Annotated in this window: 28 protein-coding genes; 14 read left to right on the top strand and 14 right to left on the bottom strand. The window is 71.2% G+C overall.

Annotated features, from left to right (window positions below; genetic code table 11):
• Positions 1-88: 88 nt before the first annotated feature.
• The 3 genes from ACH34S_RS28790 to ACH34S_RS28800 are packed head-to-tail and all read right to left on the bottom strand — an operon-like array spanning position 89 to position 2,429.
• Positions 89-1,153 (bottom strand): ABC transporter permease subunit, encoded by a 1,065-nt coding sequence (locus ACH34S_RS28790; protein ID WP_395955951.1) that lies wholly within the window; start codon positions 1,151-1,153, stop codon positions 89-91.
• Positions 1,150-2,028 (bottom strand): ABC transporter ATP-binding protein, encoded by an 879-nt coding sequence (locus ACH34S_RS28795; RefSeq protein ID WP_395955952.1) that lies wholly within the window; start codon positions 2,026-2,028, stop codon positions 1,150-1,152. The genes ACH34S_RS28790 and ACH34S_RS28795 overlap by 4 nt, the downstream gene beginning before the upstream one ends.
• Positions 2,025-2,429 carry a GntR family transcriptional regulator gene (locus tag ACH34S_RS28800; RefSeq protein WP_395955953.1) on the bottom strand — a complete coding sequence of 135 codons (405 nt, stop codon included), beginning with the start codon at positions 2,427-2,429 and terminating at the stop codon, positions 2,025-2,027. Before ACH34S_RS28800 ends, ACH34S_RS28795 begins: the two co-directional genes overlap by 4 nt.
• Positions 2,430-2,545: 116 nt before the next feature.
• Between ACH34S_RS28800 and deoC the strand changes: the two genes are divergently transcribed.
• The 6 genes from deoC (at position 2,546) to ACH34S_RS28830 (ending at position 7,969) form a co-directional block, all read left to right on the top strand.
• Positions 2,546-3,469 (top strand): deoxyribose-phosphate aldolase, encoded by a 924-nt coding sequence (gene deoC, locus ACH34S_RS28805; RefSeq protein WP_395956237.1) that lies wholly within the window; start codon positions 2,546-2,548, stop codon positions 3,467-3,469.
• A gap of 2 nt (positions 3,470-3,471) precedes the next feature.
• Positions 3,472-4,902 carry an aldehyde dehydrogenase family protein gene (locus ACH34S_RS28810; protein ID WP_395955954.1) on the top strand — a complete coding sequence of 477 codons (1,431 nt, stop codon included), beginning with the start codon at positions 3,472-3,474 and terminating at the stop codon, positions 4,900-4,902.
• Entirely contained in the window at positions 4,895-5,749 is an 855-nt protein-coding gene (locus ACH34S_RS28815) for an aldehyde dehydrogenase family protein (protein ID WP_395955955.1), read from the top strand. The genes ACH34S_RS28810 and ACH34S_RS28815 overlap by 8 nt, the downstream gene beginning before the upstream one ends.
• A gap of 82 nt (positions 5,750-5,831) precedes the next feature.
• Complete coding sequence (locus ACH34S_RS28820) at positions 5,832-6,806, top strand: hypothetical protein (RefSeq protein ID WP_395955956.1); 975 nt, start codon at positions 5,832-5,834, stop codon at positions 6,804-6,806.
• A 12-nt stretch (positions 6,807-6,818) separates the two neighbouring features.
• The gene (locus ACH34S_RS28825; protein WP_395955957.1) at positions 6,819-7,064 is read left to right on the top strand and encodes a DUF2630 family protein; all 246 of its coding nucleotides are present in this window, start codon (positions 6,819-6,821) and stop codon (positions 7,062-7,064) included.
• The gene (locus ACH34S_RS28830; protein ID WP_395955958.1) at positions 7,061-7,969 is read left to right on the top strand and encodes an LLM class flavin-dependent oxidoreductase; all 909 of its coding nucleotides are present in this window, start codon (positions 7,061-7,063) and stop codon (positions 7,967-7,969) included. The genes ACH34S_RS28825 and ACH34S_RS28830 overlap by 4 nt, the downstream gene beginning before the upstream one ends.
• A 3-nt stretch (positions 7,970-7,972) precedes the next feature.
• On the opposite strand, the gene argS is transcribed toward ACH34S_RS28830, so the two are convergent.
• The 6 genes from argS to ACH34S_RS28860 all read right to left on the bottom strand — a co-directional run bounded on the left by argS (position 7,973) and on the right by ACH34S_RS28860 (position 13,526).
• Positions 7,973-9,718, bottom strand: a complete 1,746-nt coding sequence (gene argS / locus ACH34S_RS28835; RefSeq protein WP_395955959.1) for an arginine--tRNA ligase — start codon at positions 9,716-9,718, stop codon at positions 7,973-7,975.
• 52 nt (positions 9,719-9,770) lie between these two features.
• Positions 9,771-10,916, bottom strand: a complete 1,146-nt coding sequence (gene plsX / locus ACH34S_RS28840; RefSeq protein WP_395955960.1) for a phosphate acyltransferase PlsX — start codon at positions 10,914-10,916, stop codon at positions 9,771-9,773.
• A gap of 136 nt (positions 10,917-11,052) precedes the next feature.
• Positions 11,053-11,511: a hypothetical protein gene (locus ACH34S_RS28845; protein ID WP_395955961.1), complete on the bottom strand. Its 459-nt coding sequence runs from the start codon at positions 11,509-11,511 to the stop codon at positions 11,053-11,055.
• A gap of 82 nt (positions 11,512-11,593) precedes the next feature.
• Positions 11,594-11,950 (bottom strand): hypothetical protein, encoded by a 357-nt coding sequence (locus ACH34S_RS28850; protein ID WP_395955962.1) that lies wholly within the window; start codon positions 11,948-11,950, stop codon positions 11,594-11,596.
• Positions 11,947-12,825: an alpha/beta fold hydrolase gene (locus tag ACH34S_RS28855; protein WP_395955963.1), complete on the bottom strand. Its 879-nt coding sequence runs from the start codon at positions 12,823-12,825 to the stop codon at positions 11,947-11,949. Before ACH34S_RS28855 ends, ACH34S_RS28850 begins: the two co-directional genes overlap by 4 nt.
• An 11-nt stretch (positions 12,826-12,836) precedes the next feature.
• On the bottom strand, positions 12,837-13,526 hold the full coding sequence (locus tag ACH34S_RS28860; RefSeq protein ID WP_395955964.1) for a DUF998 domain-containing protein: 690 nt from the start codon (positions 13,524-13,526) through the stop codon (positions 12,837-12,839).
• A 373-nt stretch (positions 13,527-13,899) separates the two neighbouring features.
• Between ACH34S_RS28860 and ACH34S_RS28865 the strand changes: the two genes are divergently transcribed.
• On the top strand, positions 13,900-15,216 hold the full coding sequence (locus tag ACH34S_RS28865) for a KamA family radical SAM protein (protein ID WP_395955965.1): 1,317 nt from the start codon (positions 13,900-13,902) through the stop codon (positions 15,214-15,216).
• A gap of 43 nt (positions 15,217-15,259) precedes the next feature.
• Here the strand turns inward: ACH34S_RS28865 and ACH34S_RS28870 are convergent, their stop codons facing one another.
• A complete protein-coding gene (locus ACH34S_RS28870) occupies positions 15,260-16,009 on the bottom strand; it encodes a hypothetical protein (protein WP_395955966.1) in 750 nt (249 codons plus the stop codon).
• 24 nt (positions 16,010-16,033) lie between these two features.
• Positions 16,034-16,513 (bottom strand): hypothetical protein, encoded by a 480-nt coding sequence (locus ACH34S_RS28875; protein ID WP_395955967.1) that lies wholly within the window; start codon positions 16,511-16,513, stop codon positions 16,034-16,036.
• 60 nt (positions 16,514-16,573) lie between these two features.
• Between ACH34S_RS28875 and ACH34S_RS28880 the strand changes: the two genes are divergently transcribed.
• Together ACH34S_RS28880 and ACH34S_RS28885 are read left to right on the top strand one after the other, a co-directional pair.
• The gene (locus ACH34S_RS28880; protein WP_395955968.1) at positions 16,574-17,554 is read left to right on the top strand and encodes an ArsR/SmtB family transcription factor; all 981 of its coding nucleotides are present in this window, start codon (positions 16,574-16,576) and stop codon (positions 17,552-17,554) included.
• Between the two features lie 430 nt (positions 17,555-17,984).
• Complete coding sequence (locus ACH34S_RS28885; RefSeq protein ID WP_395955969.1) at positions 17,985-19,223, top strand: DUF222 domain-containing protein; 1,239 nt, start codon at positions 17,985-17,987, stop codon at positions 19,221-19,223.
• A 177-nt stretch (positions 19,224-19,400) separates the two neighbouring features.
• Here the strand turns inward: ACH34S_RS28885 and ACH34S_RS28890 are convergent, their stop codons facing one another.
• The gene (locus ACH34S_RS28890) at positions 19,401-19,691 is read right to left on the bottom strand and encodes a DUF397 domain-containing protein (protein WP_395955970.1); all 291 of its coding nucleotides are present in this window, start codon (positions 19,689-19,691) and stop codon (positions 19,401-19,403) included.
• Entirely contained in the window at positions 19,688-20,506 is an 819-nt protein-coding gene (locus ACH34S_RS28895) for a Scr1 family TA system antitoxin-like transcriptional regulator (protein WP_395955971.1), read from the bottom strand. Before ACH34S_RS28895 ends, ACH34S_RS28890 begins: the two co-directional genes overlap by 4 nt.
• Positions 20,507-20,694: 188 nt before the next feature.
• Here ACH34S_RS28895 and ACH34S_RS28900 point away from each other — a divergent pair, with 188 nt between their 5' ends.
• Together ACH34S_RS28900 and ACH34S_RS28905 are read left to right on the top strand one after the other, a co-directional pair.
• Positions 20,695-20,847, top strand: a complete 153-nt coding sequence (locus ACH34S_RS28900) for a hypothetical protein (RefSeq protein ID WP_395955972.1) — start codon at positions 20,695-20,697, stop codon at positions 20,845-20,847.
• 159 nt (positions 20,848-21,006) lie between these two features.
• Positions 21,007-21,342: a hypothetical protein gene (locus ACH34S_RS28905; RefSeq protein ID WP_395955973.1), complete on the top strand. Its 336-nt coding sequence runs from the start codon at positions 21,007-21,009 to the stop codon at positions 21,340-21,342.
• Here the strand turns inward: ACH34S_RS28905 and ACH34S_RS28910 are convergent.
• Complete coding sequence (locus ACH34S_RS28910) at positions 21,296-22,123, bottom strand: helix-turn-helix domain-containing protein (RefSeq protein ID WP_395955974.1); 828 nt, start codon at positions 22,121-22,123, stop codon at positions 21,296-21,298. The genes ACH34S_RS28905 and ACH34S_RS28910 overlap by 47 nt on opposite strands.
• A 119-nt stretch (positions 22,124-22,242) precedes the next feature.
• On the opposite strand from ACH34S_RS28910, the gene ACH34S_RS28915 reads away from it, so the two are divergent.
• From ACH34S_RS28915 to ACH34S_RS28925, 3 genes are read left to right on the top strand one after another with little or no spacing between them, the layout of a single operon-like run.
• Positions 22,243-23,238 carry an ABC transporter substrate-binding protein gene (locus ACH34S_RS28915; RefSeq protein WP_395955975.1) on the top strand — a complete coding sequence of 332 codons (996 nt, stop codon included), beginning with the start codon at positions 22,243-22,245 and terminating at the stop codon, positions 23,236-23,238.
• 8 nt (positions 23,239-23,246) lie between these two features.
• Positions 23,247-24,065: a siderophore-interacting protein gene (locus ACH34S_RS28920; RefSeq protein ID WP_395955976.1), complete on the top strand. Its 819-nt coding sequence runs from the start codon at positions 23,247-23,249 to the stop codon at positions 24,063-24,065.
• Positions 24,049-25,044, top strand: coding sequence for a FecCD family ABC transporter permease (locus ACH34S_RS28925; protein WP_395955977.1), 996 nt, complete (start codon positions 24,049-24,051; stop codon positions 25,042-25,044). Before ACH34S_RS28920 ends, ACH34S_RS28925 begins: the two co-directional genes overlap by 17 nt.
• Positions 25,045-25,078: the final 34 nt, after the last annotated feature.

A 25,078-nucleotide genomic window follows, 5' to 3' on the forward strand; every position in this document is an offset into this window, starting at 1 on the left:
CCATTGAATTGGGTGCATTGGCTTTGGTGCCGAGCGTCTTGAGCGCGTCCTGACCCTCACGGGCCAGGACGCGCCCCGACGCTTTCGGCTAGGAGAGGCGGCGGCGCGTCCAGTAGAAGCAGAAGCCCGTCAGCCCCAGGGCGAGGACGGCGAACAGTCCCGTCTCGGCCCGTTGCAGCGCCCAGAAGTGATCGGCGGGGTGGTAGGCGACCTTCTGCCGGAACCCCTGCTGCTTGAGGTAGTCGAAGCACTTCTGCGGCGGGCCCGTGGGGGGTTTGCCCTGCGCATCCGGGCCCGGCGGGTCGCACGGGCCCCCGGCGCTCTTGGGCAACGCGATCTCGCTGACCCTGTTCCCGGACCTGTCGACCGTGTCGTTCGTGAGCGTCCAGGCTCCCCGTTCCGGGTCCACCTCCACCTGGAGGCGCGCCTCGCCCGAGCTGTGGTCCAGCATGAAGTCCCCGTGGTTGTCCGCCGTGATCTCGATGGTCTTGGTCACGGGCGACACCAGGTGGGGCCGGACGAACATCGGCATCAGGATCTGGACGGCGGCGAACACGACCAGCGTGATCGTCATGGCGGGGAGGGTGCGGCGGACGAGGACGCCGACGGTGACGCCGAGCGCGAACGCGAACGCCGCGTACCCGAGCGGGGCGATCCCGCGCGCCGCGAAGATGAGCGGCGTGACGCGCGCGATGCCGTTGATCGTGGTGGCGTTGACCGCCGTCTCGTCGATCGGGTCGGACCACCAGTCCACGGCGACCACCGCGACGCCCGCGGCGGCCACGGCGGCCAGCCCGACGAGCCCGAGCTTGGCGGCCAGCCAGCGGGTCCGGGTGATGCTCTGGTTCCAGGCGAGCCGGTGCGTGCCGTGCTCCAGCTCGCGGGTGATGAGCGGCGCGCCCCAGAACACCCCGATGATGCCCGGGAGGAACACGACGACGGCGAGGAGCCCGCCGAAGTAGTACTGGTGGTCGATGAAGAAGGACCGGTAGAACCGCGAGCAGTCGCCCGCCGCGCCGCAGGCCGCGACTCCGCTGTCGTAGTCGTCTTGCAGGCCGGGGCCGGTGAGCAGGAGGGCGGCGGCGAGGACGGCGAGCCCACCGAACACCACCGCGGCCTGCACGCGGAACTGCCGCAGCGTCAGCCAGATCATCGGACGGCCTCCAGCGCGGGCCGCGCCGGCTCGGCGCTCATGTAGGCGAGGACGAGGTCTTCCAGCCCGACCTTCCCGACGGTCCACGCGGGGTCGTGGATGGGGGCGTCCGTCCGGACGATGAGGGTGCTCTGCCGGTCGGTGTGGCTCTCGGACACCAGGTGCTGGTCCGCGGGCAGCGTCGACGGGTCGCGGCGCGCCCCCGTCAGCCGGTGGTGGCCGGCGAGCAGGTCGTCGACGTCCCCGGCCACCCGGACCCGGGAGTCGACGAGCACGATCAGGTAGTCGCACGTCCGTTCCAGGTCGGACACCAGGTGGGAGGACAGCACGACGCTGAGCGAGTGCTCGACGGCGGCCTCCAGGAGGCCCTGGAGGAACTCGCGGCGGGCGAGGGGGTCGAGCGCGGCGACGGGCTCGTCCAGGATCAGCAGCTCGGGGCGCTTGGCGATGCCGAGCGTGAGGGCGAGCTGGGCGCGCTGCCCGCCGGACAGCTTCCCGGCCTTCTGCGCGGGGTCGAGGCGGAGGCTCTCGATGCGCTTGCGGGCGAGGGCGTCGTCCCACTTGGGGTTCAGCCGCGCGCCGAGCTTGAGGTGGTCGGCGACGCTGAGCCCGGCGTAGGTGGGCGTGTCCTGCGCGACGTACCCGACCTTGGCGAGCTGTGCGGGGCCCTCCGCCGGGCGGCCGCCGAGTACCCGGATGCTGCCCGCGGTCGGCTGGAGCTGCCCGACGGCCAGGTTCAGCAGCGTCGTCTTGCCGGCCCCGTTCGGCCCGACGAGCCCGACGACCCGTCCGGCCGGAATGTCGAGGGTGCAGTCCGACAGCGCCCATCGCTTCCCGTACTTCTTGCCGAGCCCCTGGGCCTCAAGCGCGGTCATGCTATGTCCTCCTGGCGGGCGGACCGAAAGGTCGTCATGAACAGCGCCTCGATGCTCTCGTCGTCCATCCCGGCGAGCCGGGCCTTGGCGAGCCAGCGCTCCAGGTCCTTGCGGAGCGGGCCGTGGGCGGCGAGCGAGTTGCCCGCCAGCGTGCGCGTCACGAACGTCCCGAGGCCCGGACGCGGGGCGACGAGGCCCTCGCGTTCCAGCTCCCGGTACGCCTTGAGCACGGTGTTCGGGTTGATCGCGAGCTGCGCGACCACGTCCTTGACGGTGGGGAGCTGCTCGCCCTCGCGGAGCAGATCCAGCCGCAGCGCGTGCTTCACCTGCTGGACGAGCTGCATGTACGGCGATACCCCCGAGCCAGAGTCCAGATGGAACTCGATCACCGCAACCTCCATTGAACTATCATGTTAGTACTTTAGCTGTATGGCACTGGCCGCTGTCAACGGACATCCGTTTTGTGCAGGGGGCGCGGTTCGGCGATATTGGGAGCGTGTCAACGGAGACCGCGTCGATGACGACGCTGAACGGCGCCGCTGAACTGCGCGCATTCCTGAACGGGCTGCCTGGCGTCGACCAGGTGGGCGCCGAGGAGCGGGCCGCGCGGCTGGCGACCCGGTCCATCAAGACGACCGCGAAGGCCGAGGCCATCGACCTGGCCATCTCGATGGTCGACCTCACCACGCTGGAGGGCGCGGACACGCCGGGCAAGGTCCGGGCGCTGTGCGCGAAGGCGGCGCGGCCCGATCCGTCCGACGCGTCGGTGCCGCGGGTGGCGGCCGTGTGCGTCTACCCGGACCTGGTGGACGTCGCCGTCCGGTCCCTTGAGGGGACGGGGATCGGGGTGGCGAGCGTCGCGACGTCGTTCCCGTCCGGGCGGGCGCCGCTGGAGGCCAAGCTCGCCGACACCCGGGCGGCGGTCGCGGCGGGCGCCGCCGAGATCGACATGGTGATCGACCGGGGCGCGTTCCTGGCGGGCGACGTCGGGAAGGTGTTCGACGAGATCACCGCGGTCAGGGAGGCGTGCGGGACGGCGCATCTGAAGGTGATCCTGGAGACCGGCGAGCTGGCCACGCTCGACAACGTCCGGCGGGCGTCGTGGCTGGCGATGCGGGCCGGGGCCGACTTCATCAAGACCTCGACGGGCAAGGTGTCCCCGGCGGCGACGCTGCCGGTCACGCTGGTGATGCTGGAGGCCGTCCGCGACTACCGGGCCCGGACGGGACGCCAGGTCGGCGTCAAACCGGCGGGCGGCATCCGCACGACGAAGGACGCGATCAAGTACCTGGTGCTGGTCAACGAGACCGCCGGGCCCGGCTGGCTGACGCCCGAATGGTTCCGGCTCGGCGCGTCGAGCCTGCTGAACGACCTGCTGATGCAGCGCCGCAAGCTGGCCACGGGCGTGTATTCGGGTCCCGACTACTTCACCTTGGACTGAGCATGGTTTTCGAATACGCGCCGGCGCCCGAGTCGCGGTCGGTCGTCGACATCCGCGCCTCCTACGGGCTGTTCATCGACGGCGAGTTCGTGGACGGCCACGGCGAGCCCTTCAAGTCGATCAACCCGGCGGACGAGACCGTCCTGGCCGACATCGCCTGCGCCGACGAGACGGACGTCGACCGCGCGGTCGCGGCGGCGCGGACGGCCTACGACACCGTCTGGGGCCCGATGCCCGGACGGGAACGCGCCAAATACCTGTACCGCATCGCCCGCATCATCCAGGAGCGCTCGCGCGAGCTGGCCGTGCTGGAGTCGATCGACAACGGCAAGCCCATCCGCGAATCGCGGGACGTGGACGTCCCCCTGGTCGCGGCATGGTTCTTCTACTACGCGGGATGGGCCGACAAGCTCCAGTACGCCGGATTCGGGCCCGACCCCAAGCCGGTGGGCGTCGCCGCGCAGGTCATCCCCTGGAACTTCCCGCTGCTGATGCTGGCGTGGAAGATCGCGCCCGCGCTGGCCTGCGGGAACACGGTCGTGCTGAAACCCGCCGAGACGACGCCGCTGACCGCGCTGCTGTTCGCCGACATCTGCCGCCAGGCGGAGCTGCCGCCCGGCGTCGTCAACATCGTCACGGGCGCGGGGGAGACCGGCCGCGCGCTCGTCGCGCACGGCGGCATCGACAAGGTCGCGTTCACCGGGTCCACCGAGGTGGGCCGGCAGATCGCCCGCGTCCTGGCGGGCACCGGCACGAAGCTGACGCTGGAGCTCGGCGGGAAGGCCGCCAACATCGTCTACGCGGACGCCGCGCTCGACCAGGCCGTCGAGGGCATCGTCAACGGGATCTTCTTCAACCAGGGGCACGTGTGCTGCGCCGGGTCGCGGCTGCTCGTCCAGGAATCGGTCGCCGAAGAGGTCCTGGAGCGGCTCAAGGCGCGGATGGCGACGCTGCGCGTCGGTGATCCGCTCGACAAGAACACCGACATCGGGGCGATCAACTCGGCCGAGCAGCTCGCCAAGATCCGCGAGCTGTCGGCGGCCGGGGAGGCCGAGGGCGCCGAGGCCTGGTCGCCGCCGTGCGAGCTGCCCGCGCAGGGGTTCTGGTTCGCGCCGACCGTGTTCACCGGCGTCGCGCAGTCGCACCGGATCGCGCGGGAGGAGATCTTCGGGCCCGTCCTGTCGGTGCTGACGTTCCGGACGCCCGACGAGGCCGTCACCAAGGCCAACAACACCCCCTACGGGCTGTCGGCGGGCGTCTGGACGGAGAAGGGCTCGCAGATCCTGTGGACGGCGCAGCGGCTGCGCGCCGGGGTCGTGTGGGCCAACACGTTCAACAAGTTCGACCCGGCCTCCCCGTTCGGCGGCTACAAGGAATCGGGGTTCGGCCGCGAGGGCGGACGCCACGGACTGGAGGGCTACCTCAATGCCTGAGCGGCTGGCCGTTCGCAAGACGTACAAGCTGTTCATCGGGGGCGCGTTCCCCCGATCCGAGTCCGGCAGGTCGTACGTGGTGACCGACGCCAAGGGACGGTTCGTGGCCAACGCCTCGCAGGCGTCCCGCAAGGACGCCCGCGACGCCGTCACCGCCGCCCGCAAGGCGTTCCCCGGCTGGTCCGGGCGGACCGCCTACAACCGCGGCCAGATCCTGTACCGCGTCGCGGAGATGCTGGAGGGGCGCCGCGACCAGTTCACCGACGAGATCCGGCGGGCGGGCGCGTCCAAGAGCGGCGCGGCGGCCGAGGTGGACGCGGCCATCGACCGGTGGGTCTGGTACGCCGGATGGGCCGACAAGGTCTCGGCTGTGGCGGGCGCGTCGAACCCGGTGTCGGGGCCGTTCTTCAACTTCTCCACGCCCGAACCGTCCGGGGTCGTCGCCGTCATCGCGCCCGACTCGCCGCTGCTCGGGCTCGTGTCCGTGGTGGCCCCGGTGATCGTGGCGGGGAACACGTGCGTGGTCGTCGCGTCCGAACCCTCACCGCTGCCGTCGATCACGCTGGCGGAGGTGCTGGCGACGTCCGACCTGCCCGGCGGGGTCGTGAACGTCCTCACCGGGCGGCGGAGCGAGATCGCGCCGTGGCTCGCGTCCCACATGGACGTCAACGGCATCGACCTCGCCGGAGTGGCGGGCGACGACGTCCCCGGCCTGGAGGGCAAGGCGGCCGAGAACCTGAAACGCGTGCTGCGGCCCGGAACCGGTTCCTGGACGGACGAGCCCGGAACCACCCGCCTGACCGCGTTCCTGGAGACCAAGACCGTCTGGCATCCCGTGGGCCTCTGAGCTGATATGACTCCGGGTGTGTAGAGCGTCACAAAGTGTGGAATAGATCTCCCCGTAACTGATCATCACTGGGGGGAGATCAGTGCCTACCAAGACGGCGACACGTACGAAGAGCACATCGGCCAGCAAGTCCACCACGGCCCGGAAGCCGGCGGCCAAGCGCACGTCGGCCGCGAAGTCGTCCACCCGGACGACGGCGACCGGCCGCACGACCGCCGCCAAGCGCGGCACCACCAAGAGCGGCGCCAAGAGCAGCGCGGCCAAGAGCGGCACGGCGAAGCGGTCGACGGCGGCGTCCAGCCGGTCGTCGTCGGCGGCCGCGACCCGCGTCACCAAGGCCGCGAGCCAGGCCAAGACCGCCGCGACGCAGATGAAGTCGGTGGCGACCAAGGCCTCGACGTCGGCGAAGGCCATGACGGCGATGACCAAGGCCATGACCAGCGCCACCAAGGCGATGTCCGACGCCGCCAAGGCGATGGACGCGGCCGCCAAGGTCATCACCACGACGGCCAAGTCCACGACGTCCCGCTCCACGGGAACCCGGAGCACGGCGGCGAAGAAGAGCACGGCGTCCAAGTCGGGGACGGCGCGCAAGTCGGCGTCGGCGGCGTCCAGCCGGTCCCGGTCGACGACGTCGGCGCGGGCGGGCTCCACGGCGCGCAAGACGACCGCGTCGAAGAGCGGCACCACGAAGAGCGGTACCACGAAGAGCAGCACCACGAAGAGCAGCACCACGAGGAGCGGCACGGCGAAGAAGACCGCGCCGAAGTCGCGGACGTCCGCCGCCCGCAAGACCACGTCGTCGCGGACGACGGCGAGCACCAGGTCGGGCACCGCGAAGCGGTCCGGCACCCGGACGAGCGCCAAGTCCGGCACGTCCCGGACGGCGGCCGGCAAGTCGCCCGCTGGCCGAGCCGTGGACGCGGCCCGCAACGCCGCCGCGACCGCGCCCGCCGCCGCGCCGATGGTCGAGCCGAAGACCGGCTCGCTCCAGCACTCGACGCGGACGGACGGCGGGTTCCTCAGCGGGCTCACCGGCTCCGGCCGCGGCCGCTGAGGCCGGCGGGCGATGGACGAGAACGACATCCTCGCGCGCATCAACGAGTACGTCGGCGAGGAGCAGCGGCTCCGCGAGCGCTACCAGCGGCGCGAGCTCGGCCGCGAGGAGGAGCACCGGCGGCTGGAGTCGCTGGAGGTCGCGCTCGACCAGTGCTGGGACCTGCTGCGCCGCCGCCGGGCCAGGCTGGAGGCCGGTGACGACCCGCGCGGCGAGGACGTCAGGCCACCGGACGAGGTCGAAGGCTACCTGCAGTGACACCCGCGAGCGGGCGCGGTCCGCTGCGGTTCGGGGTGTCCCTCGCGCCGGACGCGTCCGTCCCGCTGCTGCGCACCGCCCAGGAGGCGGACCGGTTCGGTCTCGACCTCCTCGGCGTCCGCGACCGGCCGTACCGGCGCGACACCGCCGACGCGCTCACGCTGGTGGCGGCCGCGCTGGCCGCGACGTCCCGGATCCGGGTGTTCCCGGCCGTGGCGTGCCTGCCGCTGCGGCCGCCCGCCGTCCTGGCGAAGGCGGTCGCGACGATGGACCGGCTCAGCGGCGGCCGCGTCGAGCTAGGTCTCGGCGCGGGCACGTCCTGGGACGGCGTCGAGGCGTACGGCGGCGCCCGCCCCGCGAACGCGGCGGCGGCGCGGCGGGCGCTGGAGGAGGCCGTGCAGATCATCCGGCTGCACTGGAGCGACCAGAGCGGGCTGCGGTACCAGGGCGAGCACTACGGGTTCACGGCGCTGCAGGCCGGTCCGGCGCCCGTCCACCCGATCGGCATCTGGCTGGGCGTCACCGGGCCGCGCGGCCTCGACCTGGCCGGACGGGTCGCCGACGGCTGGATCGCGCCGTCGTCCCTCGTCCCGCCGAAACGGCTCGCGGACGGGCAGCGCCGCCTCGACGACGCCGCCGCCGGCGCGGGCCGCGACCCGGGCGAGATCCGCCGCGTCTACGTCCTCGAAGGATCCCTCGACGCGCGGGACGCGCGGAGCTTCCTGCACGGCCCGCCGCGCCAGTGGATCTACGAGCTGACCGAGCTGGCGATCGGCCACCGCATCGACTCGTTCCTGTTCGGCGGGCCCCAGGAGCAGATGGCCGAGTTCGCGCTGGAGGTCGTCCCGGCCGTCCGCGAGGAGATCGCCCGCGAACGCGGGGGCACGGTCGCCGCCCGGGGCTGATCCCTACATGCGTTCCGGGGTGGGGACGCCGAGGAGGTCGAGGCCCGTGACGAGCGTGCGCAGCGTCGCCGCGCACAGGGCCAGGCGGGACGCCTTCGTCGCCTCGTCCGGCGCCTTCAGGACCGGGCAGTTCTCGTGGAACGTGGTGTAGGCGTCCGCGACCGCGAAGACGTAGTTCGCCAGCCGGTGCGGCTCGGCGGTGTCGCCGGCCTGCTGCACGGCGGCGCCGAACCCGAGCAGCTCCAGCGCCAGCGCCCGCTCGGCCGGGTGGCCGAGCACGATCGGGCCGGTCGCGTCCTCCGGGGCGACGCCGCCCTTCCGGAAGATCGACCGGATCCGCGCCGTGGCGTACTGCAGGTACGGGCCGGTCTTGCCGTTGAACGAGATCATCCGGTCGAAGTCGAAGGTGTACTCGCTGTCGCGGGCCACCGACAGGTCGGCGTACTTCACCGCGCCCATGCCGACGTCCCGGACGATCGCGACCCGGTCGGCGGCGTCGAAGGAGTCGTCGTGCTGGACCTCGTCGAACACGGCCCCGGCCCGCTCGACGGCCTCCTCCAGCAGCTCGGACAGCTTGACGGTGCGGCCCGCCCGGGTCCGCAGGAGCTTGCCGTCGGTGCCGAGGACGCTGCCGATCTGCGCGTGCTCGGCCTGGACGCCGTCGCTCAGCCAGCCCGCCATCCGCGCGACCGCGAACACCATCTGGAAGTGCAGCGCCTGCGTCGCGCCGACCACGTAGATCATCCGGTCGACGTGCTCGGTGTCGACCCGGTACCGGATCGTCGCGAGGTCGGTGGTGGAGTAGTTGTAGCCGCCGTCGCTCTTGCGGATGATCACGGGCAGCGGCTCGCCCTCGCGGCCGGTGAACCCGGGCGGGAACGCGCACAGCGCCCCGTCGCTGATCACCGCGATGCCCTTCTCCTCCAGCTCCCGGACGGTCGGCGCGAGCAGGTCGTTGTAGAAGCTCTCGCCCTTGATGTCGTCGTCGGTGAGCGTGACGCCGAGCTGCCCGTAGACGGCGTTGAAGTACCGCTTGGACACGTCCACGAGGAGGTTCCAGAGCCGCATGGTCTCCGCGTCGCCCGCCTGGAGCGCCACAACCCGGCTCCGGGCCCGGTCGGCGAACGCCTCGTCGCCGTCGAACTTCTGCCGCGCGGCCTGGTAGAACGCGGTCAGGTCGCTGACGGAGGAGTCGCCCCGGGCGGCGGCGTCCTCGCCGAGGTCGAGCAGGTGCTCGATCAGCATCCCGAACGGGGTGCCCCAGTCGCCGACATGGTTGTCGCGGACGACGTCGTGCCCGAGGAAGGCCAGGATGCGGGCGATCGCGTCGCCGACGATCGTGGTCCGCAGATGGCCGACGTGCATCTCCTTCGCCACGTTCGGCGAGGAGTACTCGACGACGATCTTCTGCGCCTTGACCGCGGCGGGGACGCCGAGCCGCTCGTCGTACAGCGCCCGCTGCGCCTCGGCGGCGATCCAGCCGTCGCTGAGCGTCAGGTTGATGAAGCCCGGACCGCTGACCTCCACGTTCGACACGACGTCGCCGGTGTCGAGGTTCGCGACGATCTCCTCCGCCACCTCTCGCGGCCGTCGCCCCAGCTTCTTGGCCAGCGGCAGTGCCACGTTGGCCTGAAGGTCGGCGAACGACGACGGCCTGATGACCGGGTCGGCGTCCGCGTACGACGGTCCGAAGGCGGCGCCCAGCGCGGCCTGGACCCGGGTGGCGAGTACGTGTTGCGGATCGGGCATGTCCCAAGGTTATCGGCGCCGCGCCCGCACCCGGACCCGGTTTTCCCCGGGCCTAGGCGCCGGGCGGGGAGTCCTTGGGCTCGGCCGCGTCCGGTTCCCTGGGGGGCGTCTCGGCGCCGTCGCGGTCGGTGTGCGTCCGGCGGCCGAACCTGGACGTGCGGGTCAGCGCGACCTGCTCGCGGATCCGCTCGACGATCCGGCCGGCGGCGAGCCGGTGCGCCAGCTCGCACGCCGAGGTGATCGCGCGGGCCTGCGAGGCGCCGTGCGCGATCACGACCGTGCCGTTCAGGCCGAGCAGGACGCCGCCGCCGTAGGTGTCCGGGTCGAGGCGGTCGCGGAGGTCCTGGAGGCGGCGGCGCTGGAGCAGCGCGCCGAGCCGCGCCGCCGCGCCGCCCGACATCGTCTCGCGGACCTCGTCGAACGCGGTCCGGATCGTGCCCTCCATGGTCTTGAGCGCGATGTTGCCGGTGAACCCGTCGGCGACGACGACGTCGACGCGCCCGCTGAGCAGGTCGTGGCCCTCGACGTTGCCCGCGAACTCGATGCCGTGGCTGCCCCCGGTGAGCAGCTCGTGGGCGCGCTTGGTCAGCTTGCCGCCCTTGCCCGGCTCTTCGCCGATGTTGAGGAGCCCGACCGTGGGACGCTCCAGCCCCAGCAGGATCTGCGCGTAGGCGGTGCCGAGCGCCGCGTACTGGACGAGGCCCTCCGGCTTGACGTCGGTGGTGGCGCCCGCGTCCAGCAGGATCGTCGGGCGCGGGCGCGTCGGCAGCGTCACCGCGATGGCCGGGCGCATCACGCCCTGCTGGCCCTTCAGCCGCAGCCGCGACGTCGCCACCACCCCGGCGGTGCCGCCCGCCGACACCAGCGCCGACGCCCGCCCCTGCCTGATCAGATGGCATGCGATCGCGATGGACGAGCGGGGCTTGCGCCAGCTCGCCAGCGCGCCCTCGCCCATGTCCAGGGCCTCGTCGGCGTGCACGATCGGGATCTTGCCCATGAACCCGTGCCGGTCGAGCTCGCGGCGGATCCGCGGGGCCTGCCCGACGAGCACCAGCCGGACGCCGTGCTCGCGGGACGCGTCCACCGCACCGGCGATGATCTCCGTGGGGGCGTGGTCGCCGCCCATCGTGTCGACGGCGATCGGCAGCGGACGCACGGTCGCCCCGGGATGAGGCACCGTCGTCCCAGTGCCGGTCATGGCCGCTCCAGGAGGGGTGAAGGGAAATGCGATGCGCCGTGATGGCGCAGCTCATCGCATCGTAGGACGTTCCCTCACCCGTCTTGACGGCACCGGGCCGGAGGTGGCGATCGTCACCCTCCTCCTGCCGGGCCCGTCAGCCTTCCTGCTTGTTGCAGTCGGCGCCCAGGCACGGCGCGTTCTCCACGACCGGCTGCCCGTCCACGAGGATCGTGTAGTAGCTCTTGCTCGTCTCCTGCTCGCCGCTGCCGAGCACCTCGACCGGCTTCTTGTCGGACGTCGTCCCGCTGCAGGACACGCGCATCTTCGTCTTCGTCCAGCCGGGCAGGTCCTCGCATTTCAGCGGGGACGCCAGGGTCACGCCGCGCTTCTGCAGCTCGGCCGCCGCCGTCGCGGGCATCGCCTTGCGCAGCGCGGACTGCGTCTGGTACGTCAGGTCATCGCCGCTCGTCACCACGAACGCGACACCGCCGCCCACCAGGGCGAGCACGAGCAGCGCGGCGGAACCCAGGATCAGGGCCTTCTTGCGGCCGGTGCCAGTGACCCAGCCCATGACCTGGCGGCTCATCTCCACGGCCTTGCGACGTATCTCCACACCCGTAACGTCACCGACAGTGCGGGGGCATATGCGTTGGGTGTTTGCGTTTTTCCGTTCCGTATGCGGATTCGTTGCTCTGTCAGCGCTTTCCGCAGCCCTGGGAGAGGCAGTCCTTGCGCAGCACTTCGCGTCCGGCGACGGTGACGACGTAAGACTCGCGTGGGCGGACGGTGTGCGCGTCATAGGCGACGCCATGGACGGTGACCGGTTCGCTCGTCTGTGTCATGGCCGTGCACTTGACCCGCACCACCGAGTCGGCGCTGGTCTGCGACGTCGTGCACAGGGGACGGCCTTGCAGCTTGATGCCCTGGACCTTGAGTTCGTCTTCGACACCGTCGCTGACGGCGTTGCGGTAGGCGCCCTCGGAGATCCCCTGCGCCATCTCGCAGCCGGTGCCCAGGAGCAGGGCGAGAAGCGCGACAGCGACCCTTCTCACTCGACCTCCGATGCCCTGTGGATCCTGGCGACGGCGTCGGCGAGCACGTCGGGCCGGTCGAGCGGGACCATGTGCAGGGCGTCCGGAAGCTCGACCCGGGTCCCGTTCGGGCTCATCTCCGCCAGCCGCTCGTGGCCTTCGGCCCAGGCGCGCCTCCTGCGCGGGCCGCGGACGTCGCCGAGCGCGGTCACGACCACGAGCGGGATGGGCGGGAACGAGTACCGCCTGCGCAGCCAGGCCAGCCGCGCGGCCATCTCCCGGTAGGCGATCTCCTCCGCGATGACCGTGCCGAGCACCGTCCCGCGCCGGTACACGGACCGGACGAGCTCGTCCGGGACGGCGTCGCCGCGGCGGCTCGTCCGGCGGATGATCAGCCGGCGGGCGAGCGGCCCCGCGACCCCGGCGAGCCGGGTGGCGTCGAGGACCGCCCCGGCCGCGGTGGCCAGCGGGGTCAGCGCCGCGCCGGCGGGGACCGGCGGCAGCCGGGTGCGCTCATGGCTCGGATCGGCCAGCACCAGCCCGAGGACGTCGTCGGGACGCAGCCGGGCCAGCGCCTCGGCGGCGAACGCGGCCATCGAGTGCGCGAGGACGATCACCGGCCGTCCCGCCCGCACCGCCAGCGCCTCCATGATCCAGGTGTCGCGCGCCAGCGTGGGCCGTGCGTCCGCCGCCGGGCTGAGCCCGAGGCCCGGCCGGTCGTAGACGATGACGCGGTAGTCGTCCCGGAGGCGCTCGACGGTCGGGGCCCAGTCGAACCAGGCGCCGCCCAGCCCGGCCGTCAGCAGCAGCGGAACGCCGTCCACCGGCCCGGACTCGACGACGTGCACCCGCTCCCCGGCCGCGTCCACGATCTCCGTCACAGCCGCCTCCGTCACGCCCGACTCCGTCACGCCCGCGCCTCGTCTCTCGCCACGGCCATGGGCATGGTCCGGCCGGCGTGCAGCGCCCACGCGATGAGGAGGAGCCCCATGCACAGGGCACCGACCTGGATGCGCTGCACGAGCCCGAGCCACTGCCCGGTGAACATCGCCGCCATCATGGCCAGTGCGAGCACGGCCTCCGCCAGCGCGAGCGGCAGGCCCCAGCGGGCGAGGGCGGGCCACCAGCCGTACCGGCGGGCGGCCAGGGACAGGAGCAGCAGCGCGGCCACCCCGCAGATGACGACGCCGCCGCTCGTCACCGCGTGGAACTCGTGGGAGAACGACACCTGCGCGGACCGTTCCCGCAGGGCGCACCAGGTCGCCCGGCTGGGCGCGCAGTCGAGGGGGAAGGCCGCGTCGCCGACGGCGCAGGCGCCGAACAGGGCGAGGAACGTCCATCCGGCGGTGGCGAGGGCCCGGCGCCGGAGCCTGCGGAGCGCCTCGGCCGCGACGACGATCGCCAGCACGCCGGTGACGAGGTCGCCGCCGCCGTAGACGCTGTTGAACGGCTGGTCGGCGGCCGACAGCTCGCTCACGTAGCCGCTGCCGACGTCGAGGCTGAGCGGGATTTCCAGGAGAAATGTCGCGTATGTTAGAGCCGCGACGGCGGCCAGGGCGGCCACGCGGGCGGGGACGGCGCCCGGTCCATCGTCCACGAGGCCCTCCCGCCGCTAGGTTTCGCCAGCCCGCCCAGTATTTCCGAAGATCGCGACACGGCGTGACGAGAGGCCGGGATCGGGGACGCGTCCTCGCCGCGGCGCACAGGACGCCTGACGCCGCAGAGTCTCGTGACGCAGAAGTTCACGGGCCGTTGTCGTTGTACTAGGGGCGGAACGTCAACGATGATGTCGAGGCGATTTGTCGGGATCGTCCTTGACCAGCTTTGTCTTACCCAGGCAGGGGGCATCAATTCGGTATGAACCGCCCTCAAACGGTTGAATGGGGGGTGTTCTGAGCGCAATTGATCACGGTCCGTGACGATGCGTCCCAGGGGTGCGCCTCCCCGCTGACAGCAAGGAGTACCAACACGTGACACTGGTGAACGACGCGGCTCCCGCAGTGCGATCCACTGGTCGCAAGTTCCGCGCCTTCACGGCGAAGCACCTCGACGAGCTCACCGCTCGCGCGGGGCTGTCGCCCGCGCAGCGGCTCGCGACCCGCGCGGTGGCCACCGTGCTGCCGTTCCGGACGAACGCCTACGTCATCGAGGAGCTCATCGACTGGTCGGCCGCGCCCGACGACCCGATCTACCGGCTGGTCTTCCCGCAGGAGGACATGCTCCCGGCGGAGGACGTCGCGCACCTGTCCGACCTCCTGCGCCGCGAGGCGCCCAAGGCCGAGATCGACGCCGCCGCCCACACGGTGCGGATGCGCCTGAACCCGCACCCCGCCGGGCAGATGGAGCTGAACATCCCGAGCTTCGGCGACGGCAAGATCCCCGGGTTGCAGCACAAGTACGACGAGACCGTCCTGTACTTCCCCAAGCAGGGGCAGACCTGCCACGCCTACTGCACCTACTGCTTCCGGTGGGCCCAGTTCGTCGGCGAGCCCGATCTCAAGATGGCCGGGGACGACGTCACCGCCCTGCGCAACTACCTCATCCAGCACCCCGAGGTGACGAGCGTCCTGTTCACCGGCGGCGACGCCATGATCATGGGCGAGCCGGTGCTGCGCCGCTACGTCGAGCCGCTGCTGGACCTGGAGCAGCTCGAATCCATCCGGATCGGCACCAAGTCCCTGGCGTACTGGCCGCAGAAGTTCGTCACCGACCCCGACGCCGACGACATGCTCCGCCTCTTCGAGCAGGTGGTCGAGTCGGGCAAGAACCTCGCGTTCATGGCGCACTTCACGCACCCGCGCGAGCTGGAGCCGCTCGTCGTCACCGAGGCGTGCCGCCGCATCCGCGACACCGGCGCCGTCATCCGCACCCAGTCCCCGGTCATCCGGACGATCAACGACGACGCCGAGACGTGGGAGACCATGTGGCGCGCCCAGACCCGGATGGGGCTCGTCCCGTACTACCTGTTCGTGGAGCGCGACACCGGACCGCAGGACTACTTCGCCGTCCCGCTCGTCCGCGCGTACGAGATCTTCCGCGACGCCTACAAGAACGTCTCCGGGCTCTCGCGCACGGTCCGCGGCCCGTCCATGTCGGCCACACCGGGCAAGGTCTGCGTGGACGGCGTCGTCGACATCCACGGCGAGAAGGCCATCGCGCTCCACTTCATCCAGTGCCGCGACGCCGACCTCGTCGGCAAGCCGTTCTTCGCCCAGTACGACCCCAACGCGGTCTGGCTGGACGACCTCAAGCCCGCCTTCTCCGACAGGTTCCCCTGGGAGAAGTGAGCGCTGACGGCGTGCCCGGGCGACGGCCGGTCCGGGCACGCGGTCAGCGCAGGTAGCGATACAGGGCCAGGCTGACGGCGATGGCCGCCGCGCCGCAGATCGCGATGACGCGTCCCGGCGCGGCGAACTCCGCGAGCGCCCCGGCCGCGGCGATGCCGAGGGCCTGGCCGGTCATGAGCCCGGTGTTGGCGAGCCCCATCGCCTGCCCTTGGATCTTCATTGGCACGGCGTCCGCCAACCTGCGCTGGACGGTCAGCTCATAGCTCAGCCCGCACGTGGTCGCCAGCATCAGCAGGCAGGCCGCGACGAGACCGGGACCCAGCACGAAGAACAGCAGCGGCAACCCGGTCAGCAGCGCAAGCGGCAACGTGAGCCGCGGCCGCAGTCCAGCCGGCACGAGGCGGCCCACCACGAAGTTCCCCAGCCCCATCCCGATGGCCGCGGCGGCGAGGATCAACCCCGCCGACCCCGCCTGGCCGAGGCCCGTCGCATACGGGACCAGCACGCCCTCCGCCCCCACCGACATGGCGATCGGCAGCCAGACGGCCAGCAGCAGGCCGCGCGTCGTCCGTCCGCCCAGCAGTACCCGGTTCACCCGCCACGTCTCCCGCAACGTCCCGAACGAGCCGCCCCGCTCTATGGGCGAGCCGCCGCGCTCTACGGACGAGTCGCCGCGCGTTATGGGCGAGCCGCCCCGCTTCATGATCGTGTCCGGCAGGCCCAGATGGGCGATCACAGCCGCCGGCCCTGCCGTCGCGGCGGCGAGCCAGAGCGTCCCGGACGGCGTCAGCACCGACAGCAGCAGCGCCCCGGCGCCCTACCCCGCCACCTGCGAGCACGCCGCCGTCATCGTGAACAGCGAACGTCCCAGCACGTACTGGTCGCCGGGCAGCAGAGCAGGCAGCCTGCCCTGCACGGCCGCCGACCCGACCGGCGCGAACAACCCGACCACGACGAGCAGGAGGATCGTCACCGACAGCGGCACGGCGTCCAGCGCGAAAACGGCGATGACCGCGAACCGCAGCAGATGGAACGCGGTCAGAAGACGCCGACTCGGCACGCGATCCGCGAGCGACAGCAGAAGCGCGCCGCCCACCACGTACGGGAGCGTCCCGGCGCCGAACACGACGGCCGCCATCAGCGACGAACCCGTCTCCTCGAAGGTCAGCACCGACAGCGCGATGATCCGGATCGAATCGCCCCCGGCCTGCAACGTCTGCAACGCGAACAGAACCCGAAACTCCGGCACGCCGAACACGTCCCGGTACCGCGCGGACGCCGAGGGGGGAGCAGTCATGTCCGCAACTGTGCGACCGCGTCCCCCCGCCCCGGACAATGTTTCGGGGAGGAACGAAACATGTACCGGATCGAGGTGGACAAGGCCGACCTGGCAGCCAGCCGTTTCGGCGTCGCACCGTTGCTGGAGACCCTGAACGCGCTCGGCCTCGCCGCGCACCGGGTGCCCGCCGGGCCGCTGGGCCCTTGGGTGGCGCGGGCACGGCCCAGGTACCTGCCGATCGCGGACGACCCGGCCATCCGGACGCTGACGTTCCTGCGCCGCCGCGCCGGCTACATGGCCGACTTCATCAGCCCGCCGCCCGCCCGGCCGAATCTCACGATCGCCGAGCAGCTCATCACGATGCGGGCGACGCCGCTCGACCAGGCCCGCGGGGAGGTCGTCCGCAACCTGGTCGGCCTGCCGGAGCCGGACGCCGTCGTCCGTGAGGTACTGGACGCGCCGGACATGGTCGAGCTCCTCGCCACCGGCCTGGAAACCGCCTGGGATGCCATGCTGAAGCCGGACTGGCCGGTGCTGCGGTCGATCGTGGAGCGCGACATCGTGCACCGCGCGGGACGCCTCGCCGCCTACGGCTGGGCGGAGGCGCTGGACGGCCTGTCCCGCCAGGTGCGCTGGCGCGACGGCGTGATCGAGGTGGACATTCTCGGTGGCGGCGACGCCACCCGCAGGCTGGGCGGCACCGGACTGATGTTCGTGCCCGTGGTCTTCTCGGAACTCGGCCTCGCGGTCGAGCAGCACTGGCCGTACACGCTGATGTACCGGGCCAGGGGAGTGGCGGCGCTCTGGGAGAGCCCGACCCCGCGCCGCGACGACGCCCTGGCCAGGTTGCTCGGCCGCACTCGCGCCGACCTGCTGCGGCTGCTCGCCGAACCGGCCACGACGACCTGGCTGAGCGCCCGGCTCCGGATGAGCCTCGGCGGGATCGGCGACCACCTCACGGTGCTGCGGGCGTCCGGCCTGGTCACCCGGGAACGCAGCGGCCGGTCGGTCCTCTACCGCCGCACCGCGGTCGGGGACATGCTCGTAGGCACGTCCTGACAGCGGCCGGGCGTGTGCCCTTGTTTATGGTCGAGTTTAGTTTTCTGTTCCGAGTTTCGAGTTCTGGTTTCCGGTTCCGGTTTTCGAGGTTTGGTGTTCTAGGGTTCGGGTGGGGTGGCGCTGCGTACGGGGCCGCCCCTCCAAAGTCAAGGGCGCCTTCGGCGTCGCTTCGCGATGGGACTCCGTCCCACCCTTGACTTCGGAGCCTCTGCGGCCCCTGGGTGCAGCTTTCGTCGGGCAGGCTCCGCCTGCCCCCCGCCCGACGCGCCACCCCACCGTCCAATTCCCTGAGTTCGGAGATCGAACGATCATGAGTTCTGAGGCGTTCGAATGTGGTTCTGATTTCGCTTGACTCCGACTGTCTATCAGGTGACAAAAATCCAACCCTATTTCGGGGCGACTGGAAGTGCTCCCTTGATATCATTCGAATATGAGTTCGGTTGAGGTTGATCTTGGGGCGGCGTCCACCATGGAATTGGTGAACGCCATTGCCTCGATCGCCCGCGAACTCGCCGAGCGGAATGCACCCGACTCGCCCGCCGCCTGTATGGAACTCGCCGAGACGCTGGCAGCCGCCTCCGATCTGCAGGAAAGCGCGCTGGCCGAACTGATCGGGCGGGTGGACGCCTCCGGTGAAATGCGCCGCTGGGGTCTGCCGTCCACCCAAGCGTGGCTGCGGTCACGCCTGGGCATGCGAGAGTCCCGCGCCAAGGAGCGGATCACCCTGGCCCGGCAGCGGGATCGGCTGCCCCGAGTCGCCGAACTTCTGGCGACCGGCGAACTGACCTACGGCTATGCGTCGACCGTGGCCGATGCCGTCGCCCGGCTGGACGACGAGGATTGCGCAGCCGCTGAGAAGGTGCTGCTCGACATGGTCGACCAGGGCTTCTCGGCCGGAAAAGTCGCCTCGTTCGGCCGCCGCATCCGTGACGTGATCGCCGAGCGCGACGGCACCGAGAACGTCGATGAGGACTCCCGGCGTGGCTATGCGCGGTCCTGGGTCACGTCCACGCGGTCCCTGGACGGCGGCCGTTACGTGAAGGGCTGGCTGAACGCCGAGGACGCCGCCGTCTGGGACGGCACGCTCGGGCCGCTGGCCAAACCCGCCGGGACCGATGATCGGCGTGATCTGTCCGAGCGGATGGCCGCCGCCTTGACCGGGGTGCTGGCGGGCGGGCACCGCGCCACCAAGGTCACCGTGATCTGTGACCTGGACACCCTCACCGGCGGCACCGCCCCCGGCCGCCTCACCGACGGCACCCCCATCCCCGCTGAACAGGCCCGCCGCATCGCTCTCAACGCCGGAGTCTCACCGCTCCTTCTAGGACGCGGACACGTGCCGCTCTATCTCGGGCACCGCACCCGGTTCGCCACTCCCGGTCAACGCCAGGTCCTCGAAACCCTCTACCCGACATGTGCGGTACGGGGATGCGAGGTACCCGGCACCCTGTGCGAGGTCGACCACGTCGGCGGCTGGGCCATCGGCTCCCCGACCGACATCGACCGGCTCGCCCTGTGCTGCGGATGGCACAACCGCTTCAAACACACCAACGCCGAACAGGTACGTATCGTCCGCGACGCCACCGGACGATACGTCTACCGCGTCCTCCCACCACCGGACGCCAACGCCCCACCCGCCAACCCCACCGAACTCGCCGAAGCCGCCTAGCCATTCCCGCTCCCAAGCTGAGGGGCGAGGCTGGGGCACCGTCCAACTCACCCTGTTCCGAATGCGCGAAGGCACGCCGCTGACGGTGGCCATAGCGCTGTGCCCTGTGCCCCCCGGAGCAACGTCGCAAGCCCTCGACCTGCGGCAGGTCGAGGGCTTGTCGGTGTGGGGGATGGCTCAGGCCAGGTCGTGGTCACCGTTCTTGATCTGGTGGGCGAGGGTGCGCCAAGTGGTGGCGCCGAGGGCCAGCTTGGGCCCGTCCGGGTCCTTGGAATCCCGAACGGCGATCACCGGGGTGAGCTTGGCGACCTCGACGCAGTCTTGGCCGCCTGCGCCGCCCCCGCCACTGTGACTGCTTTTGAGCCACAGCGCGGCCGACAGGTCCGGGGTGAGGTCGGCGACTTCTACGCAGTCTTGGCCGCCCACATTGCCGCCACCGCTGTGGCTGGACTTGCGCCAGTTGATCATGCGAACCGCTCCATCGCTTGTTCTATAAGGTCGCGCGAAGCCTCCCACGGTAGGGCGCTTGCGCAGATCCGGGCCCAACGTGTCCCGAAATCCCGGACCTCCGGGGCGTTTTGTACCAGTCTGCCACCGTTCGGTGCCTCGACGAACACCAGATCGCCCCCTTGCATGGTCAGACTGTTGAATGAACCGTCCAATCCCATGTAGTAGCCGCTGGACTGCGGAACGATCTGGAACGTCACGGTTCGCATGGTGGCAGCTTCACGCAACAGCGCGAGTTGTTCCCGCATCACCTCCGGCCCTCCGATCGGTCGGAACAGCGCGCTCTCGTCGAGGATCACCCACACGAGCGGTGGGTTCTTCTGCGCGAGCACCTCCCGCCGCTTCATTCGATCTTGAACGGCCGTTTCGATGTCCTCGATCGCACGTGCACCCCTGATCAGGGCGCGAGCGTACTCCGGGGTCTGAAAGAGCCCCGGTATGAACGAGAGTCGGTACAGGCGGATCTGTAGCGCCTTGGCCTCGTATTTGGCGTATTCGGCGAACCAGTCTGGGTCGTGGGCGGTGCGCGCATAGCGGACGAGGCGGGCGAAATGGCCGTTGAGGTTCCAGTGGCGATCAAGTCGGTCGGCGTGGTCCTCGTTCATGTTCCAGCCGTCACGCGCGTGCTCGATGTTCGACACAGTGTGGCGACTTGCTCCCATGACCTGACCCAACTGCGCGAGGGACAGACCCTCTCGCTCGCGCCAGAAGCGCAGGTCAGAGGCTATCCAATGCTTGAACGACGCATCTGGGTTCAGTGACTCGACGGGGGCCACGGGTCACACTCCGGTGTGTCGGATGTTTTATCGACACGCGACAAACTAGTTCTCTGACGCAAGTCTTGTCTCAGGAAATGACAAGACGAAGAGGCAATGTCATGGACACTCGCATCCATCCCGACGATCAGGAACTTGCGCGACTTCGCGCGGAATTCAGTGGGCATCGGATATTCCGGGCGGTTCGGGTGGACGGGTTGCTGGGGGAATGGGTGGCGACCTTGCACGACCCGGCGGCCGGGGTCGACTCGACCGTCATGTGCCCCACGCCGGAGACGCTGCGCGCCGCGCTGGTCGAGGAGGCCGAGCGGGCGGAGCGCAAGCGGGCGTGGGTCCGGTGACGCGCGGAGGAACCGCCAGGCCCCGCGCTGGTCGCCGGTTGCGGGACCGCCGCCGATAGCGGCGCGGTCCCGGAGGGGGGAGGTGGAGGCGGCGCGGTGGTGCGCATCCGTCCCCCTGGGTGCGCCACCGCGCCCCTCCACCGGCACAGAGGAACCGACGTGAGTGAGGTGAATGCGATGAACTTCGACAAGGGACGGCACGCGGCGACCCTGGACGTGCCGCTGCCGCGCAACGAGCGGCGCGAGCACCTGGCCGAGCTGGACGTGGGCGTGCGGGCGCATCCGGAGCTGGCGGGCGGGTTGATCGAGCGGCGCGGGGTTAGCTGGGTGAGCGTGGTGCGGTATGGCGGGCCGCGGCGGACGGTCGAGATCGGGTGCGACTTCCGCGACGGTCAGTGGTGGTTCTGCTGGGCGGCCGACGGACGTCCCATCCGGCCCGCCTGCGACGTCACCGCGACGCTGGACGCCGTCGCGGGTGAGCTTGCGCGCGGGTGATCGTCGCGCCGGGGGTGTGGCCGTATTCCTTGGTGAAGGCCGCGATGAACGCGGACGGGCTCGCGTAGCCGACCTGGTGGGCGACCGTGGTCACCGGGTGGGAGTCCAGGAGGACTCTGGCGGCGCGCAGGCGCAGGCGGGTGCGCCAGCGGGTGTAGGGCATGCCGAACTCGCGGACGAAGTCGCGCTGCAGGGTCTTGACGCTGACGCGCAGGTGCTCCGCCCATTCGTCCAGTCGGGTCGGGTCGGCGGGGTTGTGGGAGAGGGTGCGGGCGACGGCGAGGGCGAAGCCGGTTCCGTTGCCGGACGGGTGGGGCGGGGCGGCGGCGGACGCGCCCAGCCCGGCCAGGATGCGGCGGCGGGCGGCCAGGGCGGCCGGTTTGTCGCAGGTGCGGCGGGCGATGGCCGCGATGAGCCGGGCCGCCTCGGCGTCGATCGTCACCGGGCCGGCGCGGAGGCCGTCCAGGGCGGGCGGGACCTCGCGCACGCAGATGCGGTAGACGGTCTGGCGGTCGCCGGCGCGCACCTCGTGGGTCACCGCGCGCCGCGCCCAGAACCCCTCGCCGGACCCGGTGAACCGGATGGACGAGCCGTGCAGCGTCGCGAGCGGCCCGTCCGGGGACCAGTAGAGCTGGTGCAGGAAGTCGTCGCGGCTCCCGCCGAGCGTCAGGCCGCCCGCCGAGCGGTACCTGAGCAGGAGGATCCCGTCCGGCGCGCCGAGGCCGTAGGCGAACTCCTCGCACGACTCCGGGTCGTTGCCGAGTTGTCGTGTGACCGGCACAGGGTGTCCTCCCAGCGATATGAGCGCGATTTTAAGTAAGGCTAACCTAACCAGGCATTGGGCCATGTCAGCGGGGGTGCCGACCCCCGAACGTCCCCCTGGAACTAGGAAACGCGACCATGCATTCTCGTAAGCCCTGGAGGCTCGCCGGCGCGGTGGCCGCCGCGCTCGTTCTCGTGTCCGCCTGCGGATCCGGCTCGGAGTCCGGATCCGGCGGCGGCGCCGCGACCCGGGCCTTCGAGGCCGACAACGGCACGGTCAAGATCCCCGCGCAGCCGAAGCGGGTCGTCGCCACCGGGTACGCGGTGCCGGTCCTCATCGAGGCCGACGCGAAGCTGGTCGGGATCTCGTCCTGGAAGCGCGGCCTGGCGATGATGACCCCGGAGGACCGCAAGAAGTACGACGGGCTGACGAAGATTGCCGATGAGACGGCCGCGTCGACCAACTACGAGGCCATCGCCAAGGTCAAGCCGGACCTGATCGTGATCGGTGTTCCGAAGCCCGTTCTTGGTGATCTGGACCTGAAGCGCCTCCAGTCCATCGCGCCGGTCGTGGCCATCGGGCCGACCGTGCCGTCCGCGTGGCGCGAGCTGTCGCAGCGGCAGGCCGACGCCGCCGGGCAGGCGGGACGGCTCGCGGAGGCGAAGACCGCGTACGAGAAGAAGGCCGCCGAGCTTAAGACCAAGTACGCGAATGCTCTTGGCGGTGTGAAGTTCGGGCACGTCGGCGAGTACGGGGACGTCGCGGCCGGGACGTTCATGCGCGAGTTCGCCGGGTCGTGGGGCACCAACATCGCCCAGGACATCGGCGTGACGTACTACGGCGAGGTCAAGCAGAAGGGCGGCGGCTCGAAGGACGTCAGCGAGACCTCGTCCATCGAGGAGCTGCCGCAGAGCCTCGGTGAGGCCGACGCCATCACCTACACGCTGGAGCCCGACGGCACGGTGGGCGAATCGGTGCGGTACGTCCTCGGGTCCAAGCTGTGGAAGAACCTGCCCGCGGTCAAGGACGGCAAGGCCTTCGGGCTCCGCTACACCGAGGCGGCGACGTACGAGTCGGCCACGCGGGCCCTGGACGAGATCGACAAGGCCCTCGCGCCGCTGCTGGAGAAGTGAGGACGCCTATGGAACGCCACGATCCGCGCGGCCGCGTCCTGGAGCATCATCGCAATGGCACCGGCATCCGCCGCATCGGGTACCCGATCGGCATCCGGACGCTCCAGGTGCTTCGTCGGGAGCAGATCACGCCCAACATGCTTCGGCTGACGTTCGGTGGTCCGGAGCTGGCGGGGTTCCACAGCTACCAGGCCGACGACCACATCAAGATCGTCTTTCCGGACGCGGACGGCGCGCTGCGGCTCCCCGTACCCACCGACGACCTGGACCTGGACTGGCCGAAGCCGTCGCCGCCCAGCCGCCGGTACACCATCCGGCGGTACGACGCGGGCGCGGGCGAACTCGACATGGACTTCGTCCTGCACCCGGGCGGGCTCGCCTCGGAATGGGCGGCGGACGTCAAGCCGGGGGCGGACGCCGCCGTCGCGGGGCCGCCCGGTGCCAAGGCGTTCCCGCACAACTACGACCACTACGTGTTCGCCGTTGATGCCACTGCGTTGCCCGCCGCCGCGCGGTGGCTGGAGGAGTCCCCGCCGGACGTGTCCGCCCGGCTGGTGATCGAGACCGCCGATGCCGCCGACGATGCCTATCTGCTGGCCGCCCGCGACGGGGTCGAAGTCACCTGGCTCGTCCGGGATGGACGGGAGTCGTCGCTGGCCGACACCGTGCAGGCGCTCGGCCTTCCCGGAGAACGGACGTTCCTGTTCGCCGCCGGGGAGACGGGCGCGATCAGGCCGCTGCGCGCCTGGTCGCGCGCGGCCGGGCTGGACGCGATCTTCACCGGTTACTGGAAACTCGGAGTGGCCGGGCTTGAGGAAGACGACTGAACCCGTCCGGCAGGCGGCGGTCCTGGTGGGGGCCGTCCTGCTGCTGGCGATGCTCGCGGGCGTGAGCCTGGCCGTGGGGGCGGGCAGCGCCCCGCCGCACGAGATCTGGCGTGCCCTCACCGACTATGCGGGGACGGACGAGCAGGTCATCGTCCGCGACGTCCGGCTGCCGCGGACGGTCCTCGCCGTCTGCGTGGGCGCCGCCCTCGGCACCGCGGGCACCCTCGTCCAGACGCTGACCCGCAACCCGCTGGCCGAGCCCGGCATCCTCGGCGTCACCGCGGGCGCCGGGCTGGCGATCACGACCGGGACCGTGCTCGGGATCAGCGGGTCGCAGGCGGGACGGCTCGGCCTCGCGCTGGCGGGGGCGGTGCTCACGTCGCTCATCGTGTACGGCATCGGGCGGGCCGTGCCGCTGCGGCTCGTCCTCGCCGGTGTCGCGTTCACCTTCGTGCTGTCGGGGATATCCCTCGGGCTGCGCGTGGTGTACCCCGACGTCCTGGACCGGTACCGGTTCTGGTCGGTCGGCTCGCTCGCCGGCCGCGAGCAGACCCCGTTCGAGGTGCCGCTGCTGGCGATCGTCCTCGCTCTGGTGGGCGCGATGCTGGTCACCCGCCCTCTGGCGGGGCTCGCTCTCGGGGAGGACGTCGCGCACGCGCTCGGTGCCCGCGTCGCGCGGACCAGGGTGGCGGTGCTCGCGCTCGTCACCGTCCTCGCCGGCGCCGCCACCGCCATCGCGGGGCCGATCGTGTTCGTCGGGCTGATCGTCCCGCACCTGGCGCGGCGGGCCGCCCGCGGGTCGGTCCCGTGGCTGATGGTCTACACGATGCTGCTCGGACCCATCCTGCTGCTCGGCTCCGACATCGGGTCGCGGGTGCTGCTGCCGACGGGCGAGGTGCCGGTGGCGGTCGTCACCGCGTTCATCGGCGGACCGGCGCTGATCTGGGTGGTCCGCAGGTACGGGGCGGTCGAGGCGTGAGCAGAGCGAACCGGGGGGTGTGGGGGGTCGTCCC

Source organism: Actinomadura sp. 3N508, from assembly GCF_044326375.1.
In the GTDB taxonomy this organism is placed as follows: Bacteria; Actinomycetota; Actinomycetes; order Streptosporangiales; family Streptosporangiaceae; genus Spirillospora.

What these genes read in the sequence shown, in the direction of transcription:
- ACH34S_RS28790 (WP_395955951.1), bottom strand. Translation starts at nt 1,153, where the DNA reads ATGATCTGGCTGACGCTGCGGCAGTTCCGCGTGCAGGCCGCGGTGGTG.
- ACH34S_RS28795 (WP_395955952.1), bottom strand. Translation starts at nt 2,028, where the DNA reads ATGACCGCGCTTGAGGCCCAGGGGCTCGGCAAGAAGTACGGGAAGCGA.
- ACH34S_RS28800 (WP_395955953.1), bottom strand. Translation starts at nt 2,429, where the DNA reads ATGGAGGTTGCGGTGATCGAGTTCCATCTGGACTCTGGCTCGGGGGTA.
- deoC (WP_395956237.1), top strand. Translation starts at nt 2,546, where the DNA reads ATGACGACGCTGAACGGCGCCGCTGAACTGCGCGCATTCCTGAACGGG.
- ACH34S_RS28810 (WP_395955954.1), top strand. Translation starts at nt 3,472, where the DNA reads ATGGTTTTCGAATACGCGCCGGCGCCCGAGTCGCGGTCGGTCGTCGAC.
- ACH34S_RS28815 (WP_395955955.1), top strand. Translation starts at nt 4,895, where the DNA reads ATGCCTGAGCGGCTGGCCGTTCGCAAGACGTACAAGCTGTTCATCGGG.
- ACH34S_RS28825 (WP_395955957.1), top strand. Translation starts at nt 6,819, where the DNA reads ATGGACGAGAACGACATCCTCGCGCGCATCAACGAGTACGTCGGCGAG.
- argS (WP_395955959.1), bottom strand. Translation starts at nt 9,718, where the DNA reads ATGCCCGATCCGCAACACGTACTCGCCACCCGGGTCCAGGCCGCGCTG.
- plsX (WP_395955960.1), bottom strand. Translation starts at nt 10,916, where the DNA reads ATGACCGGCACTGGGACGACGGTGCCTCATCCCGGGGCGACCGTGCGT.
- ACH34S_RS28875 (WP_395955967.1), bottom strand. Translation starts at nt 16,513, where the DNA reads ATGACTGCTCCCCCCTCGGCGTCCGCGCGGTACCGGGACGTGTTCGGC.
- ACH34S_RS28880 (WP_395955968.1), top strand. Translation starts at nt 16,574, where the DNA reads ATGTACCGGATCGAGGTGGACAAGGCCGACCTGGCAGCCAGCCGTTTC.
- ACH34S_RS28885 (WP_395955969.1), top strand. Translation starts at nt 17,985, where the DNA reads ATGAGTTCGGTTGAGGTTGATCTTGGGGCGGCGTCCACCATGGAATTG.
- ACH34S_RS28890 (WP_395955970.1), bottom strand. Translation starts at nt 19,691, where the DNA reads ATGATCAACTGGCGCAAGTCCAGCCACAGCGGTGGCGGCAATGTGGGC.
- ACH34S_RS28915 (WP_395955975.1), top strand. Translation starts at nt 22,243, where the DNA reads ATGCATTCTCGTAAGCCCTGGAGGCTCGCCGGCGCGGTGGCCGCCGCG.
- ACH34S_RS28920 (WP_395955976.1), top strand. Translation starts at nt 23,247, where the DNA reads ATGGAACGCCACGATCCGCGCGGCCGCGTCCTGGAGCATCATCGCAAT.